This is a genomic window from uncultured Sphaerotilus sp. (genome assembly GCF_963924895.1).
GTDB lineage: Bacteria > Pseudomonadota > Gammaproteobacteria > Burkholderiales > Burkholderiaceae_C > Sphaerotilus.
On record NZ_CAWURG010000015.1, the window covers coordinates 14298 to 34112 of the forward strand.

Annotated in this window: 21 protein-coding genes; 7 read left to right on the plus strand and 14 right to left on the minus strand. The window is 68.0% G+C overall.

The annotated features are described in order from the left end of the window. Nucleotides 1–57: 57 nt before the first annotated feature. Nucleotides 58–669 carry a PEP-CTERM sorting domain-containing protein gene (locus AABN02_RS06105; protein ID WP_338414033.1) on the plus strand — a complete coding sequence of 204 codons (612 nt, stop codon included), beginning with the start codon at nucleotides 58–60 and terminating at the stop codon, nucleotides 667–669. Nucleotides 670–755: 86 nt separating this feature from the next. Here AABN02_RS06105 and AABN02_RS06110 read toward each other — a convergent pair whose 3' ends face one another. From AABN02_RS06110 to AABN02_RS06150, 9 genes are all read right to left on the minus strand, one after another. After that, nucleotides 756–1736 (minus strand): NADPH:quinone oxidoreductase family protein, encoded by a 981-nt coding sequence (locus AABN02_RS06110; RefSeq protein ID WP_338414034.1) that lies wholly within the window; start codon nucleotides 1734–1736, stop codon nucleotides 756–758. A 101-nt stretch (nucleotides 1737–1837) separates the two neighbouring features. Then, nucleotides 1838–2227, minus strand: coding sequence for a fluoride efflux transporter CrcB (crcB, locus tag AABN02_RS06115; RefSeq protein WP_338414035.1), 390 nt, complete (start codon nucleotides 2225–2227; stop codon nucleotides 1838–1840). Between the two features lie 5 nt (nucleotides 2228–2232). Next, nucleotides 2233–2754 carry a molybdenum cofactor biosynthesis protein MoaE gene (locus tag AABN02_RS06120; RefSeq protein WP_338414036.1) on the minus strand — a complete coding sequence of 174 codons (522 nt, stop codon included), beginning with the start codon at nucleotides 2752–2754 and terminating at the stop codon, nucleotides 2233–2235. A 3-nt stretch (nucleotides 2755–2757) separates the two neighbouring features. Beyond that, on the minus strand, nucleotides 2758–3009 hold the full coding sequence (gene moaD, locus AABN02_RS06125) for a molybdopterin converting factor subunit 1 (RefSeq protein WP_338414190.1): 252 nt from the start codon (nucleotides 3007–3009) through the stop codon (nucleotides 2758–2760). A 23-nt stretch (nucleotides 3010–3032) separates the two neighbouring features. Next, nucleotides 3033–4331 (minus strand): gephyrin-like molybdotransferase Glp, encoded by a 1299-nt coding sequence (gene glp, locus AABN02_RS06130; protein ID WP_338414037.1) that lies wholly within the window; start codon nucleotides 4329–4331, stop codon nucleotides 3033–3035. Further along, a complete protein-coding gene (mobB, locus tag AABN02_RS06135; protein ID WP_338414038.1) occupies nucleotides 4303–4851 on the minus strand; it encodes a molybdopterin-guanine dinucleotide biosynthesis protein B in 549 nt (182 codons plus the stop codon). Before mobB ends, glp begins: the two co-directional genes overlap by 29 nt. Next, the gene (gene thrC / locus AABN02_RS06140; protein ID WP_338414039.1) at nucleotides 4848–6266 is read right to left on the minus strand and encodes a threonine synthase; all 1419 of its coding nucleotides are present in this window, start codon (nucleotides 6264–6266) and stop codon (nucleotides 4848–4850) included. The genes mobB and thrC overlap by 4 nt, the downstream gene beginning before the upstream one ends. Before the next feature lie 30 nt (nucleotides 6267–6296). Continuing rightward, complete coding sequence (locus AABN02_RS06145) at nucleotides 6297–7607, minus strand: homoserine dehydrogenase (RefSeq protein WP_338414040.1); 1311 nt, start codon at nucleotides 7605–7607, stop codon at nucleotides 6297–6299. A gap of 40 nt (nucleotides 7608–7647) precedes the next feature. Continuing rightward, complete coding sequence (locus AABN02_RS06150) at nucleotides 7648–8877, minus strand: pyridoxal phosphate-dependent aminotransferase (RefSeq protein WP_338414041.1); 1230 nt, start codon at nucleotides 8875–8877, stop codon at nucleotides 7648–7650. A gap of 105 nt (nucleotides 8878–8982) precedes the next feature. Between AABN02_RS06150 and AABN02_RS06155 the strand changes: the two genes are divergently transcribed. The 4 genes from AABN02_RS06155 to AABN02_RS06170 all read left to right on the plus strand — a co-directional run bounded on the left by AABN02_RS06155 (nucleotide 8983) and on the right by AABN02_RS06170 (nucleotide 13689). Then, nucleotides 8983–9366: an Mth938-like domain-containing protein gene (locus AABN02_RS06155; RefSeq protein ID WP_310732877.1), complete on the plus strand. Its 384-nt coding sequence runs from the start codon at nucleotides 8983–8985 to the stop codon at nucleotides 9364–9366. Between the two features lie 112 nt (nucleotides 9367–9478). Further along, nucleotides 9479–9955, plus strand: coding sequence for a peroxiredoxin (locus AABN02_RS06160; protein ID WP_338414042.1), 477 nt, complete (start codon nucleotides 9479–9481; stop codon nucleotides 9953–9955). 132 nt (nucleotides 9956–10087) lie between these two features. Then, the gene (locus tag AABN02_RS06165; protein WP_338414043.1) at nucleotides 10088–11770 is read left to right on the plus strand and encodes a PhoH family protein; all 1683 of its coding nucleotides are present in this window, start codon (nucleotides 10088–10090) and stop codon (nucleotides 11768–11770) included. Between the two features lie 269 nt (nucleotides 11771–12039). Continuing rightward, on the plus strand, nucleotides 12040–13689 hold the full coding sequence (locus tag AABN02_RS06170) for a GGDEF domain-containing protein (RefSeq protein ID WP_338414044.1): 1650 nt from the start codon (nucleotides 12040–12042) through the stop codon (nucleotides 13687–13689). 9 nt (nucleotides 13690–13698) lie between these two features. Here the strand turns inward: AABN02_RS06170 and AABN02_RS06175 are convergent, their stop codons facing one another. Then, a complete protein-coding gene (locus tag AABN02_RS06175) occupies nucleotides 13699–14652 on the minus strand; it encodes an LD-carboxypeptidase (protein WP_338414045.1) in 954 nt (317 codons plus the stop codon). Beyond that, a complete protein-coding gene (gene tadA / locus AABN02_RS06180; RefSeq protein WP_338414046.1) occupies nucleotides 14639–15301 on the minus strand; it encodes a tRNA adenosine(34) deaminase TadA in 663 nt (220 codons plus the stop codon). The genes AABN02_RS06175 and tadA overlap by 14 nt, the downstream gene beginning before the upstream one ends. A 22-nt stretch (nucleotides 15302–15323) precedes the next feature. Between tadA and AABN02_RS06185 the strand changes: the two genes are divergently transcribed. Both AABN02_RS06185 and AABN02_RS06190 read left to right on the plus strand, forming a co-directional pair. Further along, nucleotides 15324–16373, plus strand: coding sequence for a DUF72 domain-containing protein (locus AABN02_RS06185; RefSeq protein ID WP_338414047.1), 1050 nt, complete (start codon nucleotides 15324–15326; stop codon nucleotides 16371–16373). Continuing rightward, nucleotides 16370–16636 (plus strand): DUF1653 domain-containing protein, encoded by a 267-nt coding sequence (locus tag AABN02_RS06190; protein ID WP_338414048.1) that lies wholly within the window; start codon nucleotides 16370–16372, stop codon nucleotides 16634–16636. The genes AABN02_RS06185 and AABN02_RS06190 overlap by 4 nt, the downstream gene beginning before the upstream one ends. An 18-nt stretch (nucleotides 16637–16654) precedes the next feature. On the opposite strand, the gene AABN02_RS06195 is transcribed toward AABN02_RS06190, so the two are convergent. The 3 genes from AABN02_RS06195 to guaA are packed head-to-tail and all read right to left on the minus strand — an operon-like array spanning nucleotide 16655 to nucleotide 19801. Continuing rightward, nucleotides 16655–17563, minus strand: coding sequence for a 2-dehydro-3-deoxygalactonokinase (locus tag AABN02_RS06195; RefSeq protein ID WP_338414049.1), 909 nt, complete (start codon nucleotides 17561–17563; stop codon nucleotides 16655–16657). Then, nucleotides 17560–18168 carry a 2-dehydro-3-deoxy-6-phosphogalactonate aldolase gene (locus tag AABN02_RS06200; protein WP_338414050.1) on the minus strand — a complete coding sequence of 203 codons (609 nt, stop codon included), beginning with the start codon at nucleotides 18166–18168 and terminating at the stop codon, nucleotides 17560–17562. The genes AABN02_RS06195 and AABN02_RS06200 overlap by 4 nt, the downstream gene beginning before the upstream one ends. Before the next feature lie 28 nt (nucleotides 18169–18196). After that, complete coding sequence (gene guaA / locus AABN02_RS06205) at nucleotides 18197–19801, minus strand: glutamine-hydrolyzing GMP synthase (RefSeq protein ID WP_338414051.1); 1605 nt, start codon at nucleotides 19799–19801, stop codon at nucleotides 18197–18199. Between the last annotated feature and the right edge of the window lie 14 nt (nucleotides 19802–19815).

Genomic DNA, 19815 nt, shown 5'->3' on the forward strand with positions numbered 1-19815 from the left:
GCGCTTCAACGCCCCGCCAACTTCCAATCTGCAACGAATCTTCGACTGGAACTGCACATGCAAAAGACCCTGACCTCCCTGGCCGCCGCCCTCCTGCTGGCCGCCTTCGGCACCGGCGCACAAGCTGCGACGAACCTGATCACCGACGGCGACTTCGAGATGCCCGTGGTGGCAACGAACTCGTTCGAGACCTACACGAACCTGGGCGGCTACGGCGCCACGCTGTGGGGCTCGGACTCCACCAGCGGCACCCACAAGATCGTGGACGTCGCCGGCAACCAGTTCATGCAGTTCGGCGGCGGCGATTCGGCCTACACCGCGTTCGGCGTGAACACCGGTGGCGCGTACACCCTGAACTTCGACTACAACGGTTCGGGCTTCTGGGCGCTGTACGACGTCAACATGTCCAACTACATCTCGACCGGTCCGCTGGTCCAGCTCAACGGCATGGGCACCGACAACAGCAGCCTCACGCTGGCCGACAACACCAGCTACAAGCTGTACTTCGGCTCGCTGGGTGCTGGCCTGCCGGGCATGACCATGGGCCTGCAACTGGACAACGTCTCGGTCACCGCCGTGACCCCGGTGCCGGAACCCGAGAGCTACGCCATGCTGGTCGCCGGCCTGGGCGTGCTGGGCTTCATCAGCCGCCGCCGTCAGCAGCGCTGAGCCGAGCGCAAGCCGTGCAGTGCCCGAGTGGCGCTGCGCAGCTGCAAAGGGCGTCTTTCGGGGCGCCTTTTTGCATTCAGACGCGTTCAGGCATGGGGATGCACCACCACCTTGCCCTTGACCTGGCGCGCCGCCATGCGCGTGATGGCATCGCGCGCACCGTCGAGTCCGACCCGCTCGCTGATCACGGGGCGGATGCGGCCTTCGGCGAACCAGGTCGCCAGTTGCTGCATGTTCGCCAGGTGCATCGCCGGATCCCGGCGCACCGCATCGCCCCAGAACACGCCCATGATCACGCGCTCCTTGAGCAGCGCCAGGTTGAGCGGCACCTTCGGGATCGCGCCAGCCGCAAACCCGACAACCAGATACCGGCCCCGCCACGCCGTGGCCCGCAGTGCCGGCTCCGTGTAGTCACCGCCCACCGGGTCATAGACCATCTGGACGCCCTGCCCGTCTGTCAGCGCGTCCACGCGCTTGCGCAGATCCTCGGTGGCGTAGTTGATGGTCTCGTGCGCGCCGACTTCTCGGCACAGGCTCAGCTTGTCCTCGCTGGAGGCAGCAGCGATGACACGCGCGCCCATCTGCTTCGCGATCTCGATCGCCGCCAGCCCCACGCCCCCCGCCGCACCCAGCACCAGCAGCGTTTCGCCGGCCTGCAGGCGACCGACATCCTTCAGCGCGTGCAGCGAGGTGCCGTAGGTCAGCACCAGCGCAGCACCCGTGTCCATGTCCATGCCTTCGGGCATCGGCATCACCTGGCGGGCGTTGACGACGGCCTGCTCGGCGAAGGCGCCGTGGCCGCAGAAGCTGATCACGCGCTGTCCGACCTGGAGATGGCGCACCCCCTCGCCGACCGCCTCGACCACACCCGCCAGCTCTGCCCCCGGCGAAAACGGCAAGGCCGGCTTGACCTGGTACAGGCCCTGGACGATCAGCGCATCGGGAAAATTGACCGCAGCCGACTCGACGCGGATGCGCACTTCGCCCACACCGGGTTCAGGGGTCGCCACGTCAAGCACGCGCAGTTGCGCAATCGGGCCATAGGATTCACAGATCAGGGCGCGCATGGGCAGGTCTCCGGGAGGAAAGTTCGGCAAGAAGGCCCGCAGTCTGCCGGCCTGGAAGCGATCGCCCTGACTCCAGGGTGACAGGCCCGGCGGCCGGGTGCTCAGCCGCCGAACACCAGCCGCCCCAGCCACCACCCCAACGCCACGGCCGCCAGTGCGCCCAGCAGGTGGGCGGCACTGTGGACCAGCGCGAGCGGCACCTGGCCGGACTGCAGCAAGAGCAGCGACTCGCCGGAAAAAGACGAGAACGTGGTCAGCCCGCCGAGGAAGCCGGTGACGACGAACAGTCTGCCGTTAGTAGCTTCTGGATGGAGACGGAACCAGACCAGTGCGAGACCGATCAGGAGGCCGCCCACCACGTTGACCGCCAGCGTGCCCAGCGGAAAGCCGGCGACAACGAAGCCGAGACGCATCCCGGCCCGCCAGCGCAGCAGCGCACCCAGCGAGGCGCCCAGCGCCACCGAAGCCGCCTGCACCAGCGTCGGGTGCATGGCGGTCAGGCGCCGGTGGCGTTGCCCGACACGATGCCCCAGCGCTTCAGCGCCGCGTCATCGCTGACGCGGGCATCGACCCAGCGGGCGCCTTCGGGCGTGGTTTCCTTCTTCCAGAACGGCGCCTCGGACTTGAGGTAGTCCATCAGGAACTCGCACGCCTGGAAGGCTTCGCCGCGGTGCATCGACGTGACCGCGACCAGCACGATCTGGTCGGCGATCTGCAGCGGGCCGACGCGGTGGATGACGCGCACGCCGCGGATGTCGAAGCGGCGGAAGGCGTCGTCGATCATCGCCTCGATGCTGCGCTCGGTCATGCCGGGGTAGTGCTCCAGCTCCATCGCGCTGATCGAGCCGGCGTCGGGCTGACCGGCGTGGCGGTCGCGCACGGTGCCGACGAAGGTGGCGATGGCGCCGACACCCGCATCCCCGCTGCGCAGCGCGGCGACTTCGGCGGAGAGGTCGAAGTCTTCGGTCTGGATGGAGACGCTGGACAGGCGGGGCAACGGCAGCGAGGACGACGACATCGCTCAGCCTCCGGTGACCGGCGGGAAGAACGCGACCTCGGCGCCGGGTGTCAGGGCCGCCGTTTCGGCGCACATCGTCTGGTTGAGCGCCGCCCGCAGCGCCCTGCCCCGCGCCAGCGCTTCGGCGTGCGGCTCGCCGCGTGCGATGAGCTGGTCGCGCAACTGACCGACCGTCAGCGGCGTGTCGAGCGTCAGGGTTTCGCCTGCGCCGAGCGACTCGCGCAGGGAGGCGAAATATCGGATCTGGATCTGCATGGTCATCCCGCTTTCATCCCGCCTCAGCCCAATTCACTCAGTGGCACGAAACGCACCACCTCGCCGCGCACGATCACTTGCCCCGCCGCGATGTCCACCAGCCCGTCGGCCCACACCGCCGAGGTCAACACCCCGGAACTCTGGTTCGGAAACAGCTCGACGGCGCCCTCGGCGTTGACCCGGGCGCGCACGAACTCGCGGCGGCGGTCGGGCTTCGGCCAGTCGAAGTCGGCACGCAAGGGGTAGCTGCGCAGCGCCCAGTTCTCGGCGTTTGCGCCCTGCAGCCGCAGCAACACGGGCCGCACCGTCAGCAGGAAGGTCACGAAGCTCGACACCGGATTGCCCGGCAGGCCCATGAACCAGGCCTCGCTGCCGTCCTCGCGCCGCACCGCGCCGAAGGCCAGCGGCTTGCCCGGCTTCATCGCGATCTGCCAGAGGTCGAGCCGCCCTTCGGCCTGCACCGCGGGGCGCAGGTGGTCTTCCTCGCCCATCGAGACGCCGCCGGACGTGAGGATCAGGTCGCAATGCGCCGCCGCTGCACGCAGCGCGGCGCGGGTCGCGTCGAGCCGGTCCGGCACGATGCCCAGATCCTGCACCTCGCAGCCCATCGCCTGCACCAGCCCGCGCAGCGTGTAGCGGTTGGAGTTGTAGATCGCGCCGGGGCGCATCTGCTCAGGTGCCACCTCGCCCGGCATCACCAGCTCGTCGCCGGTCGAGAACACGACCACGCGCGGGCGGCGGGCGACTTTCAGCGTCGCAGCGCCGACCGAAGCGGCCAGTCCGAGCGCGGCGGGCGTCAGGCGGGTACCCGCCGCGAGCACGACGGCGCCGCGCTGCACGTCCTCGCCGCGGCGGCGGATCCACTGCCCGGCGGGCGGCACGAGGTTGATACGCACAGCGCCGAGCCCGTCGCCGGCCACCGCCTCGCACTGCTCCTGCATCACGACGACATCCGCGCCGGGCGGCACCTGCGCCCCCGTGAAGATGCGCACCGCGGTACCGGGTTGCAGCGGCTGGCCGACGACACCGGCGGGGATGCGCTGGCTCACCAGCAGCACGGTGCCGGCGGCGGGCACATCGGCGGCGCGCATCGCGTAGCCGTCCATCGAGGTGTTGTCGGCAGGCGGCACGTCCAGCAGCGAACACACGTCCTCGGCCAGCACGCGGCCGAGCGCGTCGAAGGTGGAGACGGTTTCGGACTGCGCCGCGCAGGTCGCGGACACCGCGGCCAGCAGCGTCGCCAGCGCGTCGTCCAGGCTCTGCAGCACGGGGCGGCGCGGAGCGGCCTGCAGTTCAGCGGTGTTCAGGGGCTCGGTAGCCATAGCGTTGCGGGTCGCTTCGCAGGAAATCGGCCACCGACACAGGATCGTCCAGATCCAGCAGCGGCAGCCCGGTGGGATGGGGCACGGTGTCGGCCAGCGGGCGGGCCACCGCGACGACAAACGGATCGTTCGGGTACGCCGCCGGGGCGCCGTGGGCGGCGCGCCAGACCTCGACCTTGGGCAGGTCGGCGTGCTTGAAGCCCTCGACGATCACCCAGTGCTCGGAGTCGAACGCAGAGAGGTCGCTCAGCTCGGCGATGAGCTGGTGGACCGTGAGATCGGCGTCGACCTCGAACTCGCGCATCAGCGCCAGCCGATGCTGGTTGGCGACCAGCACCTCGAAGGCGCCGGCCTCGCGGTGACGGAAGCTGTCCTTGCCGGGGCGGTCGATGTCGAAGCGCTTGTGGGCGTGCTTGATCACCGAGACCCGGCAACCCTGCGCCTTGAAGGCCCGGATCAGGCCCTCGCCAAGCGTGGTCTTGCCCGAGCCGGACGAGCCGCAGAGTCCGATGACGTTCACAGCGGCACGTGGTCGCGGACGTACTGCTGGATCACCGCCGTGTCGGCCGGCATGACCTGGAAGCGCTTGGGGCGCGATTCCAGATCGGCCAGCGCGGCCGGGCGCGGCGCGTGCACGTCGGGGCCGAGCGCTTCGGCGATCGTGCCTTCGAACTTCGCGGGCAGCGCCGTTTCCAGCACGATCATCGGCACGCCGTCTTCACGCAGTTCGCGCGCCACCTTCACGCCATCGGCGGTGTGGGTGTCGATCAGCACGCCCTGGCCTGCGTAGGTCGCGCGGATCGTGGCGAGGCGGTCGGCGTGGGTCGAGCGGCCGGACTGGAAGCCGTAACCGGCGATGCGGGCGAACTCTTCCGGGGACACGGTGAACACCCCCGCGCGGTTCAGCGCATCACCGAACAGCGCCTTGGTGCGCGCACCGTCGCGGCCGAGCAGGTCGAACACGAAGCGCTCGAAGTTGGACGCCTTGCTGATGTCCATCGACGGGCTCGACGTTTCCCAGGTCTCGCTGCTGCCGCGCACGCGGTAGGTGCCGGTGCGGAAGAACTCTTCGAGCACGTTGTTCTCGTTGGTCGCCACCACGAGGTGCTTGACCGGCAGGCCCATCATGCGCGCCACATGGCCGGCGCAGACGTTGCCGAAGTTGCCGGACGGCACGGTGAAGCTGACCTGCTCGTCGTTGGACTTCGTGGCCTGGAAATAGCCGGCGAAGTAGTAGACGACCTGCGCCAGCAGCCGCGCCCAGTTGATCGAGTTGACGGTGCCGATGCGGTAGGCGCGCTTGAATTCAAGGTCGTTCGAGACCGCCTTGACGATGTCCTGGCAGTCGTCGAACACGCCTTCGACGGCGAGGTTGTGGATGTTCTCGTCCTGCAGGCTGAACATCTGCGCCTGCTGGAACGGGCTCATGCGGCCGTGGGGCGAGAGCATGAACACGCGCACGCCGGCCTTGCCGCGCATCGCGTATTCGGCCGCGCTGCCGGTGTCGCCGGAGGTGGCGCCGAGGATGTTGAGCTGCTCGCCGCGGCGCGCCAGTTCGTACTCGAACAGGTTACCCAGCAGCTGCATCGCCATGTCCTTGAAGGCCAGCGTCGGCCCGTTGGACAGCGACTCCAGGCACAGGCCTGGCTCCAGCGGCTTGAGCGGGACGATGGCTTCGGTGCCGAAAACGTCCGCGGTGTAGGTCTTGCGGGTCAGGGCGCGCAGGTCGTCGGCCGGGATGTCGTCGATGTAGAGCGACAGGATCTCGAAGGCGAGTTCGGCGTAGGACAGACTGCGCCAGCGGGAGAGCGTGGCCGCGTCGATCTGGGGGTAGCGGACCGGCAGGTACAAACCGCCATCGGGCGCGAGGCCCTCCAGCAGGATCTCGCAGAAACGGCGCTCGGTCTGGTCGCCTCGGGTGCTGATGTAGTTCATCGTGTGTGCTTCAGGGGGCCCGCTGCCGGCTCACGCCAGCTCTTCCTTGCGCAGCGACACGATCGGCGCGAGCACCGTCGGCAGCGCCTGCATCTGCGCCAGCGCTGCGCGCATCACGCCTTCCTGCGTCTCGTGCGTCAGGATGATGACGTCGGTCTGGTGCTCGCCGTCGTTCGATTCACGCTGCAGCACGGCGTCGATCGAGATGTCGGACGTGGCCAGGATCGAGGTGATCGCCGACAGCACGCCCTTCTGGTCCGCCACGCGCAGGCGCAGGTAGAACGCGGTGCGCACCTGTTCGATCGGCAGGATCGGCGTGGTGTGCAGCTCGTCCGGCTGGAAGGCCAGGTGCGGCACGCGGTGGTCCGGGTCGGCGGTGTGCAGGCGGGTGATGTCGACCAGGTCGGCGATCACGGCGGAGGCGGTCGGCTCGGAGCCAGCGCCCTTGCCGTAGTACAGCGTCGTGCCCACGGCGTCGCCCTGCACCATCACGGCGTTCATCGCGCCCTCGACATTGGCGATCAGGCGCTTGCTGGGTACCAGCGTCGGGTGCACGCGCAGCTCGATGCCTTCGTCGCGGCGCTTGGCGATGCCCAGCAGCTTGATGCGGTAGCCGAGCTGCTCGGCATAGCGGATGTCCACGGCCGACAGCTTCGTGATGCCCTCGACATGGGCCTTGTCGAACTGCACCGGCACGCCGAACGCGATCGCGCTCATCAGCGTGGCCTTGTGGGCGGCATCGACACCTTCGATGTCGAAGGTCGGATCGGCTTCGGCGTAGCCCAGGCGCTGCGCTTCCTTCAGAACCACCTCGAAGTCGAGGCCCTTGTCGCGCATCTCGGACAGGATGAAGTTCGTCGTACCGTTGATGATGCCGGCCAGCCACTGGATCCTGTTGGCAGTCAGGCCTTCGCGCAGCGCCTTGATGATCGGGATGCCACCAGCCACCGCGGCCTCGAACGCGACGATCACGCCCTTTTCGCGGGCGGCCGCGAAGATCTCGGTGCCATGCACGGCCAGCAGCGCCTTGTTGGCGGTGACGACATGCTTGCCCGCCGCGATGGCTTCGAGCACCAGCGCCTTGGCGATGCCGTAACCACCGATCAGCTCGATGACGATGTCGATCTCGGGATTGGCGATCACCTGGCGGCCATCGGCGACCACGTTCACGCCGTCGCCGACGATCTCGCGGGCGCGCTCGACGTTCAGGTCCGCCACCATCGTGATCTCGATGCCGCGGCCCGCACGGCGGCGGATCTCTTCCTGGTTGCGCTTGAGCACGTTGAACGTGCCGCTGCCGACGGTACCGATGCCCAGCAGGCCGACTTGGATGGGTTTCATGGCGATTGATCTACGGTCAAAAAACAGGTCAAAAAAACTATCAGGCGCCGTGACGGCGGCGATAGCCGTCAAGGAAGCGGGCGATGCGACCGACCGCGTCGGACAGGTCGTCCGAGTTGGGCAGGAAGACGAGGCGGAAATGGTCCGGCGTGGCCCAGTTGAAGCCGGTGCCCTGCACGATCAGCACCTTCTCCTCGGCCAGCAGCTCGTAGGCGAACTGCTGGTCATCGGCGATCGGGTACATCTTGGGATCGAGCTTCGGGAACATGTAGAGCGCGGCCTTGGGCTTCACGCAGGTCACGCCCGGAATCTCGGTGAGCAGCTTGTGCGCGAGGTCGCGTTGCCGGCACAGCCGGCCGCCGGGCTGCACCAGGTCCTTGATGCTCTGGTAGCCGCCGAGGGCGGTCTGGATAGCGAGCTGCCCCGGCGTGTTCGCGCACAGGCGCATCGAGGCCAGCATGTTCAGTCCCTCGATGTAGTCGCGGGCATGGCGCTTGTCGCCGGACACCACCATCCAGCCCGCCCGATAGCCGCAGGCGCGGTAGTTCTTGCTCAGGCCGTTGAAGGTCAGGATCAGCACGTCGTCGGCGAGGGCCGCGATGCTGGTGTGGGTGTGGCCATCGTAGAGCGTCTTGTCGTAGATCTCGTCGGCGAAGATGATGAGCTGGTGCTCGCGCGCCACCTGCACGATCTCGCGCAGCACCGCGTCCGGGTAGAGCGCGCCGGTCGGGTTGTTCGGGTTGATGACGACGATGGCCTTGGTGCGCGGGGTGATCTTCGCGCGGATGTCGGCGATGTCGGGCATCCACTCGGACTGCTCGTCACAGACGTAGTGCACCGGCTTGCCGCCCGAGAGGGCCACGACCGCCGTGTAGAGCGGGTAGTCCGGCGACGGGATCAGCACCTCGTCACCGTCGTCGAGCAGCGCGTTCATGCTCATGGCGATCAGCTCGGAGGCGCCGTTGCCCAGGTACACGTCATCGACGGTGACGCCCTTGACGCCCTTCTCCTGCGTGTAATGGACCACGGACTTGCGCGGCGCGAACAGGCCCTTGGAATCCGTATAGCCGGCCGAGTGCGGCATGTTGCGGATCATGTCCTGCACGATCTCGTCCGGCGGCTCCAGCCCGAACACGGCCAGATTGCCGATGTTGAGCTTGATGATCTTGTGGCCCTCCTCCTCCATCTGGCGGGCCTTCTCCAGCACGGGCCCGCGGATGTCGTAGCACACGTTGGCGAGCTTGCTGGACTTGGCGACGGTCTTGAGCACGAGGGGGGTCCTGTTCGAATGAGATTGCGACAAAAGCTAGAATTTAACGCATCCCGGCCCCATCTCCGGACCGTCCCCCACTTCCTGGCGCCTGCGCCGACCGCCGTGAAACTCCAGCCCGACCGCATCGAAGGCGTCAACGCCATCTTTTCCACGACGCACGACGCCGTGTCCGTGAACAACCAGGTCGGCCTGCAGCAGTGGCGCAGCAGCGTGATCGTGCCGTTCAAGGGGGATGTGGTGGCCTGGGCCTGCACGCGCCACGAGGATCTGACGCGCGAGGACTTCGATGCGCTGATGGTCTACAAGCCGGAACTGGTGATCTTCGGCAGCGGCAAGAAGATCCGCTTCGTGCACCCATCGCTGATCCGGACGCTGATCGACGCGCGCATCGGGGTGGAATGCATGGACACGCTGGCAGCTTGTCGCACCTACAACGTGCTCGCCAGCGAAAACCGCCGGGTCGTGGCCGCGCTGCTGATCGGTTGATCGAAGCTGAGGGGATGCATCTGCCCATCCTGCCGGATAGCGGCAGGACACCGACTGGACTTATAATAGACGGCTTATCCCCGTCAGGGATCCTCAGACTTAAAGAAATTGCATGACGCCCGCTCTCAACAAACCTCTTCCGGAACTTGAAGCGAATGCAACCGGCGGCGTGAAATTCACCCCCCAGGCGTTCCTCGGCAAAACCGTGGTGCTGTATTTCTACCCGAAAGACAACACGCCCGGCTGCACCACTGAAGCCATGCAGTTTCGTGATCACCACAAGGATTTCACGAGCGCTGGCGCCGTGGTGTTCGGTGTATCCCGCGACAACATGGCCTCGCACGACAAGTTCAAGCAAAACCTCGAACTGCCCTTCGAGCTGATCGCCGACACCGAAGAAAAGCTCTGCCACATGTTCGGCGTGGTCAAGAACAAGATCATGTACGGCAAGAAGGTCAAGGGCATTGAGCGCTCGACCTTCCTGATCGACCCCGCCGGAGTGCTGCGCGCCGAATGGCGTGGCATCAAGGTGGCCGGACATGTGGAAGAAGTGCTCAAGACCGTCAAGGAGCTGAAGAGCCCCGCCTGAGCACCCTTGGCGCCACCGGCGGCCTGTGCATAATGGGTTCATGCGCGTAAGACATGAACCGCATCCGCCGACCAACGAGAAGCCGTACAGCTTGCTGTGCGGCTTTTTCTTTTTCCAGTGACGCCATAGCTCATGCCTCTGCCCAAACCGCCCGCCAAGCGCGGCACCATCCTTGATCCTTCTGCCTTTGACGCCCAGGCCGCGCCCAAACCCGCGCGCCGCACGCTGAAAGCGCCCGCCGAGGAGTCCGTCGCCCTGGAGTTGCAGCCGCCGCCGCCTCCCGCCGCGGCACCGCCGGTTGTCAAACCGGCTCCGACCGGCCTGCCCGTCAAGGCCGCCGTGTCTCCGGCAGCGCGCCCGTCCCCAGTCGCCCGTCCGACGCCCAAGGCGACCCGGGCACGTTCCGCCCGCACCGGCCCGGCCAAGCTGTTCGTCCTCGACACGAACGTGCTGATGCACGATCCGATGAGTCTGTTCCGCTTCGAGGAACACGACGTCTATCTGCCGATGATCACGCTCGAAGAGCTGGACGGCCACAAGAAAGGCATGAGCGAGGTCTCGCGCAATGTCCGGCAGGTCAGCCGCGAGCTGGACGCGCTGGCCGCCAGCCAGGGCGATTCCTCGAAATTCGATCCCGCCGCAGGCATTCCGCTGGCACGCACGGGCCACAAGGACGCCGGCGGCAAGCTGTTCTTCCAGACCACCTTCGTCGATTTCAAGCTGCCCGACGGCCTGCCGCAGGGCAAGGCCGACAACCAGATCCTCGGCGTCGTGCAGGCGCTGCGCGGCCAGCAACCCGAGCGCGAGATCGTGCTGGTGTCCAAGGACATCAACATGCGCATCAAGGCGCGTGCGCTGGGTCTGCCGGCGGAAGACTACTTCAACGACAAGACGCTCGAAGACGGCGATCTGCTCTACACCGGCGTCCTGCCGCTGCCCGCGGACTTCTGGGAGCGCCACGGCAAGACCATGGAGAGCTGGCAGCAAGGCGGCTCGACCTTCTACCGCATCAGCGGCCCGCTGGTCCCGTCGCTGATGATCAACCAGTTCGTCTATCTGGAGAGCCCGGGCAACGCGCCGCTGTACGCCCGCGTCACCGAGATCACCGGCAAGTCGGCGGTGCTGAAGACGCTCAAGGACTACACCCACGCCAAGAACGGCGTCTGGGGCGTGGCAGCGCGCAACCGCGAGCAGAACTTCGCGCTCAACCTGCTGATGGACCCGGACTGCGACTTCATCACGCTGACCGGCACGGCCGGCACCGGCAAGACGCTGATGACGCTGGCCGCCGCGCTGAGCCAGGTACTGGACGAGCGGCGCTACACCGAGATCATCGTCACCCGCGTGACCGTCCCGGTGGGCGAGGACATCGGCTTCCTGCCCGGCAACGAGGAGGAGAAGATGAGCCCGTGGATGGGTGCGCTCGACGACAACCTCGAAGTGCTGGCCCGCGGCGAGACGGCCGCTGGCGAGTGGGGCCGTGCCGCCACCAACGACCTCGTGCGCAGCAAGATCAAGATCAAGAGCCTGAACTTCATGCGCGGGCGCACCTTCCTGAACAAGATCGTCATCATCGACGAGGCGCAGAACCTGACGCCCAAGCAGATGAAGACGCTGATCACGCGGGCGGGTCCGGGCACCAAGATCATCTGCCTGGGCAACCTGGCGCAGATCGACACCCCCTACCTCACCGAGGGCAGTTCGGGCCTGACCTTCGCCGTGGACCGCTTCAAGGGCTGGCCGCACGCCGGCCATATCACGCTGGCGCGCGGCGAGCGCTCGCGGCTGGCCGATTTCGCCTCCGAAGTGCTCTGAGCACACCTTCTCCGCACGCTCACCAGAGGCGCCTAACGGCGCCTTTTTCATTGTTTTGACGAAAAAATCTCAACAATCTGGCGGCTTGCTGCGCAAATATTCGTCATTGCGCACCAAATGAGCGCACTCGGTGACCATTGGTCACTGGCGGCCACTCCGTGAACTATGCCCGCCCTGGAGGTTGACCGCCCGATTCCATTGCCTATCATCGCGCGAAAAAATCAAACCCATTTCAATCGGAACACGGGCCAGGGATGGCACAGGAAGCGATGCACGAAGGCAACTATTCAGCGGCATTGGACGAGGTCAGCGCCGTCCTGCACCAGGGGCAGCAGCCTCGGCGGGCCCATGCGCTGGCTGCAGCGGTGCTGGCTCGCGCCAAGGCCGAGGGCGATCTGCTGACGCAGGCGCGGGCCTTGTACCTGCTTGGACGCGCAGAGCATCTGGATGCCAATCTGAACGCCGGCCTGTCCCTGGCGCGCCAAGCGGCGCACCTGTTTCACGTCCTGGACAAGCCACTGGAAGAGTCCACCGCCCTGTCGCATGTCGCGCACCTGGCCAGCCTGCTCGGACTATCGGAAGAAGCCGTCGAAAACGCCACGCTCAGCGTGCAGCTGGCCGATACCCTGCCGCCGGGCCCGCACACGGTGGACGCCTACAACTACCTGGGTGTGGCCGCCACCTGGGTCGAGGCGGACTATGCAGACCGCATCCTGGCCAAGACCATCGCGCTCGCGCAACGGCTCCTCCCGCCCCACGCGGCGGCCCGACCGATGGTGAACCGGCTGATCAACGAGCTGTACCGTCTCGAGCTGTGCCTGCAGCGGGGGCAGGCGCCGGTCGTCCAGCCCGCCATGTGGGCACAGCTGGAGGACTACCGGACGCTCGCGCTGCAGTCACACGGTGCGGAGGCTTCAGCGTCTGACCCCTGCGTTCCGGTGATGCGGTCCATGCTGGACATCGTCCATGCCGGCTTCCTGGCCCACAGCGGGCAGCGCCTGGTGGCGCTCGACATGGCGCTGGGTGTGGACACCGGCCCGCTACCGCCGTGGCTGCACGCGTTTGTCTGCTGCATCGTGGCGCGCTGCCAGCTGGCAGCGGGGCAATGGCCAGCCGCCTTGACGGCAACGCAGCGCACGCTGGACATCGCCCGCGCGCAAGGACAGCTCAATTTCGAACTCATGTCGCTGTACCAGCGCATGGAAGCCTTCGAAGCCCTCGGCGATTCCGCTGGCGTGCTGGCCAAATTCCATGCCTTTCGCCACTGCCAGTTGCGCCAGCAGACCGAGATCATCATCAGCCGGGAGCGGATGGCGTCGCTGCGTCTGGCCTGGCGTGAGCAGACGCGGGCGCTCGAAGCGCTGCACACCAGCACCCGTGTGCTGGAACGGCTGACGCTGGAAGACCCCCTGACCGGTCTGGCCAACCGCCGCCACCTGGAGCGCAAGCTGGACGAGTTGCTGACGCCGCACCCGGACTACCCGGATCACCCGGCGACACCGTGGTGCCTGGTGATGATCGACATCGACGGCTTCAAGCAGATCAACGACCGGTATTCGCACGTGCTCGGCGACGACGTGCTGCGCAAGATGGCACAGCTGTTGCGCGAGGTCACGCGGCCGCAGGATCTGGCGGTGCGTTTGGCCGGGGACGAGTTCGTGCTCATCCTGCGTGACACGACCGAGCCGGTCGGAAACCTCTTCGTCGAGCGTCTGAACCGGACGATCGACCAGCATCCGTGGTCCGCCATCCAGCCCGGGCTGGCCGTGCGCGCCAGCATCGGACTGGCCCAGGCCCACGGCGACGACACCAGCGCCAGCCTGCTGCGCCGCAGCGATCTGCGCATGTACGCCAACAAGACCGACAAGCTCGCCAGACACCTCGCCCAGCAGGCCGGCGCCGCCCCGCTGGACCGTTGACCGCCCGGGTCAGTCGCCCCAGAACATCAGGACATCGCGGCCCTGCACCACCAGCTCGATCTTCACGCCCACCGGCAGCGTCACCTTGGTCGGCACATGGCCGAAGGGCAAGCCGGTCAGGATCGGCGTGTCGCAGACCGAGCGCAGGTGCGTGACCATCGCCTTGAGGTTGTAGCCGCGGTCCAGCGGCGACTTCTTCCAGTTGCCGAAGTCGCCCAGCACGATGGCCTTCTGCGCCGCGAGCACACCCGCCTGGTGCAGTTGCAGCAGCTGGCGCTCGACGCGGTAGGGGTGTTCGTTGACATCCTCGACGAAGAGCACGCCGCCCTTCACCTTCGGCCAATGCGGTGTGCCCAGCAGCGAGCACAGCACCGACAGGTTGCCGCCCCAGAGCGTGCCCTTCACGTCCAGTCCGTCGAAGCCGGCTTCGGTGCGAAAGCCCACCGCCTCCAGCTCGCCCGACATGGCTTCGCGGAAGCAGTCCGGCGTGATCTCGTCGAGACCGCCGTCGGCCTTGGCGCGGCCGAAGTCGTCGCAGGCGAGCGGGCCGGCCCAGCTCGGCGTCTTCGTGTGGGCGAGCAGGCCCATCTGCAGCGCCGTCTGGTCGCTGTAGCCGACCCAGCGGGTGCCGCGGGCGGTGGCGTCGGCCAGCAGTTGCCAGTCGATGCGGTCAAGCAGGCGGGTCAGGCCGTAGCCGCCGCGCGTGGCCATCGCGACGGACGGGGCCGCCCGCGCGACGCGGTGCAGCGCGGCCAGCCGCACCTCGTCATCGCCAGCGAAGCGCTGGAACTTGGCGGTGGCGCTCTCGTCGATCTGCACGTCGAAGCCGAGTGCGCCGAGCCGCTTGGCAGCCAGCTTGATGGTCGCCGCCTTGGCGACCACGCCGGAAGGGCTGTAGATCGTCAGCGTCGGGGTGGCGACAGCGATGACGGTGGAATCGGGGTCGCGCTCAAGGTCGCTCATGGTGGCAGTCCGGGTGCAGGTGCAGGTTCAGGTCGTCGTCGACGAGGAGGTCGTTCAGCTCGCTCGCCTCGCCGGCCGGGATGGCATCCTCGGACAGCGGCTGAACGGCGGACGATGGTAGCGCAGGCACCGTGACAGAGGCCCCCTGGTGGCGCTCCAGTAGCCGCTGCGCCTTCTGCTCGGCGCGCCGCCGGGCGAAGAAGGCGCGCAGCAGGTCGCCGCACTGGTCCGCCAGCACGCCGCCCTGCAGCGCCGTGTGGTGGTTGAGCTGCGGCTGGGCGAACAGGTCGACCACCGAGCCGGCCGCCCCCGTCTTCGGGTCGTAGGCGCCGAACACGACCCGCTTGAAGCGCGCGTGCAGCAGCGCCATCGCGCACATCGCGCACGGCTCCAGCGTCACGAACAGCTCGCACTCGGGCAGGCGGTAGTTCTCCAGCAGCGTGGCGGCGTGGCGCAACGCGACCAGCTCGGCGTGGGCGGTGGGGTCGTGCGTGGTGATCGGGCGGTTGTAGCCGGTGGCGATGACCTGGCCGTCGCGCAGGATGACCGCGCCGACCGGCACCTCCCCGACCAGCGCCGCGTTGAGCGCCTGGTCGAGCGCCAGGCGCATGGCGTGTTCGTCGGCGGCGGAGCAGGTGGTCTCTGGCATGGGCGCCGATTATGCTGGCGGGATGTCGCATTCCGCACACCCTGGCCCGCACCAGTCGGGCCTGTTTGGCGAGACCCCCACACCGCCCCTTGCCGACGCCATCGCCCCGCAAGCCGTCGACGAGGCCGTGCGTGGACTGGCACGGGCACTCTCGCCCCGCATCCACCTGGGCACCTCGTCCTGGAGTTTCCCCGGCTGGCAGGGACTGGTCTGGGCCGGCGCCCACACCGACGCCGCCCTGTCCCGCGGCGGCCTGCGCGCCTACGCGCAGCACCCGCTGCTGCGCACCGTCAGCATCGACCGCAGCTTCTACCGCCCGATGACCGCCGCCCAATTTGCGGCCTACGCTGCCCAGGTGCCCGACGACTTCCGCTTCATGGTCAAGGCGCCGGCCCTCGTCACCGACGCCGTGCTGCGCGCCAGCGACGGGCGCGGCGTGCAGCCAAATCCCACCTTTCTCGACCCGCAGGTGGCGATCGAACACTTTGTCCAGCCAGCGCTCGACGGCCTCGGCGCCAAGATCGGCGCGCTGGTGTTCGAGATCCCGCCCCTGCCGACGGCGCTGCGGCGCGACATGCCGGCATTGTTCGCGCAGCTCGGGCGCCTGCTCGCCGCCCTGCCCGCGCTGGCGCCGACCGCACCGGACGGAGTGCTCGCCGTCGAGGTGCGGGACCCCGACTGGCTGGTGCCGGCCTTCCGGGACGTGCTGCGCGACCACGGCGCCCGCTACTGCCTGGGCCTGCACCCGCGCCTGCCGCCGATCACCGAACAGCTGCCCCTGCTGCGCGCGATGTGGCCAGGGCCGCTGGTCTGCCGCTGGAGCCTGAACCGCCTGCACGGCGCACAAGGCTATGAAGCGGCCAAGGCCGGCTACGCCCCCTTCGACCAGCTGGTCGATCCGGACCCCGGCACCCGCGAGGCACTGGCGCGCATCATCCGCGGCACCGCAGGCGCAGGCTTTCCGGTCTACGTCTCGGCCAACAACAAGGCCGAAGGGTGTGCGCCGCTGTCGGTGCTCGAACTGGCACGGGCCATCACGGCCGACCCACCCCACCAACCGGAGCTTTCATGAGCCATTCCCCGACGCCACCCACGCCAACCGCGCAGGACGACCTCGCCCCATTGCCCGACATCGCCACCGGCCGCTGGCGGCACTACAAGGGCGGCGAGTACGAGGTGCTCGGCATGGCGCGCCACAGCGAGACGCAGGAGCCGCTGGTCGTGTACCGGCCGCTCTACAACGCGACGGGGATGTGGGTGCGGCCGCACGCAATGTTCGTCGGCGAAGTCTGCATCGACGGCGTGACCCAGGCGCGTTTCAGCCCGGTCGCCTGACCGGCGTCGCGCTGCCGGTCAGACCAGTCCGCGGGCCTGCGCCAGCCGGTGCAGGCCGCGCGCGGTCAGAGCTTCCGCATGGATGACACTGGCCGCGCCCAGCAGCGCCAGCGCACGCGCATACCGCGCAGTCAGCGCCGAGCCGCCGACGAGGTGGATGGCAGCCCCCGTCGAGGGGACCTGCAGACCACGCAGCTCATGCCCGATCAGCAGACCAGAGAGGTAGGACGGGGCCTGCGCCGCTTCCAACTGACCGAACAGCCCCTGCGTGCGTACGCCGAACAGGTGGTTCGCCAGTCCGCCAGGCCCGGCGCTCGCAGCCACACCGCGCGCGAAGGCCTCGGCATCGTCCGGATCGTCTACACCGTTGGCCGGCGCGTCCGGCATCAGCGCTGCCAGCAGGCTCTGCCGGCGCAGCAGCGCGTACAGCTCGCCCGTCATCGCCGTGCGCAGCGAGACGATGCAGCCGTCCTGCACCTGCACCCACTTGCTGTGCGTGCCGGGCAGGCAGACCGTGTGCGGACCGGCGCCGGGCAGGTTCGGCAACAGGCCAAGCACCTGGGTTTCCTCGCCACGCATGACCTCGGGGGAGCGGCCGGCAGGATGGTCTGCCAGTCCGGGCACGATGCCTAACCAGCGTCCGGGCAGGCGGGCCGCGGGCACGTCAACCAGCCCTGCGGCGATTTCCGTCAAGCCGGCCGGACAAGGGACATAGGGCACCTCGCGCCAGCCGCTGCGGCTGCCGACCATGCCGGCCATCAGGATGACCGGATCGTCCCAGCCGGCGATCTCGCGCGCGAGCACGGACTCGAAGTCGCCACCGCACGCCAGTAAACCCGCTGCGGCACTGCGCTGGTCCCGCACATCGCCGTGCGCATCCAACCGGTAGGCGCGGAAGCTGGTCGTGCCCCAGTCGATGGCGATCATGTCGCGGCGCGCCAGGCCGCCACGAAGCCGCGGGCCAGTGCCGCGGTGCGAGCAGGATCCTGCCCCGGGCGGTACAGATCGCCGCCGAGTCCGGCCCCCGTGCAGCCGGCTCGCAGGTAATCGCTCAGGTTGTCCGGCGTGATGCCACCCACCGCGAACAGCGGCACCGGCGGCAGCACGGCCCGCAGCGCCTTCACATGTCCCGGTCCGTAGGTGGTCGCGGGAAAGAGCTTGAGGGCCTGCGCACCCGCGTCCAGCGCGTCGAAGGCCTCGCTGGCGGTGGCAAAGCCGGCCGCCACCTGCAGCCCGCAGGCCACCGCGTGGGCGATCACGGCAGGCCGCGTGTTCGGCGTCACCATCAGCCGACCGCCAGCGGCCAGCAGCGCGTCCACATCCGACTCCCTCAACACGGTCCCGGCACCGACCAGCACGCGGTCACCAAAGGCATCGGCGAGGCGCCGAACGCTCAGCGCCCAGTCGGGCGAGTTGAGCGGCACCTCGATGGTGTCGAAGCCGGCGTCGACCAGTGCGCCAGCGTGGCCCAGCACCTCGTCCGGCGTCACGCCACGCAGGATGGCGATGAGCGGGAGCGAGGTCGTCCACATGGTGTCAGGGCCTCAGGTCCTCAGACCGTCATTCCCACTCGATCGTCGCGGGCGGCTTGCTCGACACGTCGTAGGTCACGCGGTTGATGCCGCGCACCTCGTTGATGATGCGGCTCGACACCTTCTTGAGCAGCGCGTAGGGCAGCTCGGCCCAGTCCGCCGTCATGAAGTCGCTGGTCTGCACGGCACGCAGCGCGACGACGTAGTCGTAGGTGCGGCCATCGCCCATCACGCCGACGCTCTTCACCGGCAGGAACACCGTGAAGGCCTGGCTGGTCAGGTCGTACCAGCTCTTGCCCGTGGCGGGGTCGATGGTGGCGCGCAGCTCCTCGATGAAGATGTGGTCGGCGCGCTGCAGCAGGCTGGCGAAATCCGCCCGCACTTCGCCGAGGATGCGCACGCCCAGACCGGGACCCGGGAACGGGTGGCGGTAGACCATCTCGTGCGGCAGGCCGAGCGCCACACCCAGCTCGCGGACCTCGTCCTTGAACAGCTCGCGCAGCGGCTCCAGCAGCTTCAGGCCGAGCTTTTCCGGCAGGCCGCCGACGTTGTGGTGGCTCTTGATCGTCGCCTTCTTGCTGGCGGTGCCGCCGCTTTCCACCACGTCCGGGTAGATCGTGCCCTGGGCCAGGAAGGTCGCGCCCTTGTGGCCCTGCCCCGACGCCTTCAGCTTGGCGGCCTCGGCCTTGAAGACCTCGACGAACTCGCGGCCGATGATCTTGCGCTTCTGCTCGGGGTCGGTGACACCCTTCAGGTGGCCGAGGAACTGCTCGGCGGCTTGCACGTGCACGACCTTGGCGTGCAGGCGGCCGGCGAACATCTCCATGACCATCGCGCCTTCGTTCAGGCGCAGCAAGCCGTGGTCGACGAACACGCAGGTGAGCTGGTCGCCGATGGCACGGTGGATCAGCGCTGCGGCCACCGACGAATCGACGCCGCCGGACAGGCCGAGGATCACCTCTTCGTCGCCGACCTGCTCGCGGATCTTCGCGACCGCTTCCTGGATGTAGTCGCCCATGATCCAGTCGCCCTTGCAGCCGGCGATCTCGCGCACGAAGCGGGTCAGCATCGCCGCGCCCTGCAGCGTGTGCGTGACTTCGGGGTGGAACTGGACGGCGTAGTAGCCCTTGTCCTCGTTGGCCATGCCGGCGATCGGGCAGCTCGGCGTGGAGGCCATCAGCTTGAAGCCGGGCGGCAGCGTGGTCACCTTGTCGCCGTGGCTCATCCAGACCTTGAGCATGCCGTGGCCTTCGGGGGTGCCGAAGTCCTGGATGCCGTCGAGCAGCTTCGTGTGGCCGTGGGCGCGGACTTCGGCGTAACCGAACTCGCGGTGGTCGCTCCAGCTCACCACGCCGCCGAGCTGCACGGCCATGGTCTGCATCCCGTAGCAGATGCCAAGCACCGGCACGCCCGCGTCCCACACGGCCTGCGGGGCGCGCAGCTGGTGGTCTTCGTAGGTGCTGGCGTGGCTGCCCGAGAGGATGATGCCCTTCGGGTTGAAGCTGCGGATGAAGTCGTCCGAGACGTCGTTGGGGTGGATCTCGCAGTAGACATGGGCCTCGCGCACGCGGCGGCCGATGAGCTGGGTGACTTGCGAGCCGAAGTCGAGGATGAGGATCTTGTCGTGTTGCATGTCGAACTCAGCGA

Coding starts and splice junctions, on each gene's coding strand:
- AABN02_RS06105 (WP_338414033.1), top strand. CDS start 58: ATGCAAAAGACCCTGACCTCCCTGGCCGCCGCCCTCCTGCTGGCCGCC.
- AABN02_RS06110 (WP_338414034.1), bottom strand. CDS start 1,736: ATGCGCGCCCTGATCTGTGAATCCTATGGCCCGATTGCGCAACTGCGC.
- crcB (WP_338414035.1), bottom strand. CDS start 2,227: ATGCACCCGACGCTGGTGCAGGCGGCTTCGGTGGCGCTGGGCGCCTCG.
- AABN02_RS06120 (WP_338414036.1), bottom strand. CDS start 2,754: ATGTCGTCGTCCTCGCTGCCGTTGCCCCGCCTGTCCAGCGTCTCCATC.
- moaD (WP_338414190.1), bottom strand. CDS start 3,009: ATGCAGATCCAGATCCGATATTTCGCCTCCCTGCGCGAGTCGCTCGGC.
- glp (WP_338414037.1), bottom strand. CDS start 4,331: ATGGCTACCGAGCCCCTGAACACCGCTGAACTGCAGGCCGCTCCGCGC.
- thrC (WP_338414039.1), bottom strand. CDS start 6,266: ATGAACTACATCAGCACCCGAGGCGACCAGACCGAGCGCCGTTTCTGC.
- AABN02_RS06145 (WP_338414040.1), bottom strand. CDS start 7,607: ATGAAACCCATCCAAGTCGGCCTGCTGGGCATCGGTACCGTCGGCAGC.
- AABN02_RS06160 (WP_338414042.1), top strand. CDS start 9,479: ATGACGCCCGCTCTCAACAAACCTCTTCCGGAACTTGAAGCGAATGCA.
- AABN02_RS06165 (WP_338414043.1), top strand. CDS start 10,088: ATGCCTCTGCCCAAACCGCCCGCCAAGCGCGGCACCATCCTTGATCCT.
- AABN02_RS06170 (WP_338414044.1), top strand. CDS start 12,040: ATGCACGAAGGCAACTATTCAGCGGCATTGGACGAGGTCAGCGCCGTC.
- AABN02_RS06175 (WP_338414045.1), bottom strand. CDS start 14,652: ATGAGCGACCTTGAGCGCGACCCCGATTCCACCGTCATCGCTGTCGCC.
- tadA (WP_338414046.1), bottom strand. CDS start 15,301: ATGCCAGAGACCACCTGCTCCGCCGCCGACGAACACGCCATGCGCCTG.
- AABN02_RS06185 (WP_338414047.1), top strand. CDS start 15,324: ATGTCGCATTCCGCACACCCTGGCCCGCACCAGTCGGGCCTGTTTGGC.
- AABN02_RS06190 (WP_338414048.1), top strand. CDS start 16,370: ATGAGCCATTCCCCGACGCCACCCACGCCAACCGCGCAGGACGACCTC.
- AABN02_RS06195 (WP_338414049.1), bottom strand. CDS start 17,563: ATGATCGCCATCGACTGGGGCACGACCAGCTTCCGCGCCTACCGGTTG.
- AABN02_RS06200 (WP_338414050.1), bottom strand. CDS start 18,168: ATGTGGACGACCTCGCTCCCGCTCATCGCCATCCTGCGTGGCGTGACG.
- guaA (WP_338414051.1), bottom strand. CDS start 19,801: ATGCAACACGACAAGATCCTCATCCTCGACTTCGGCTCGCAAGTCACC.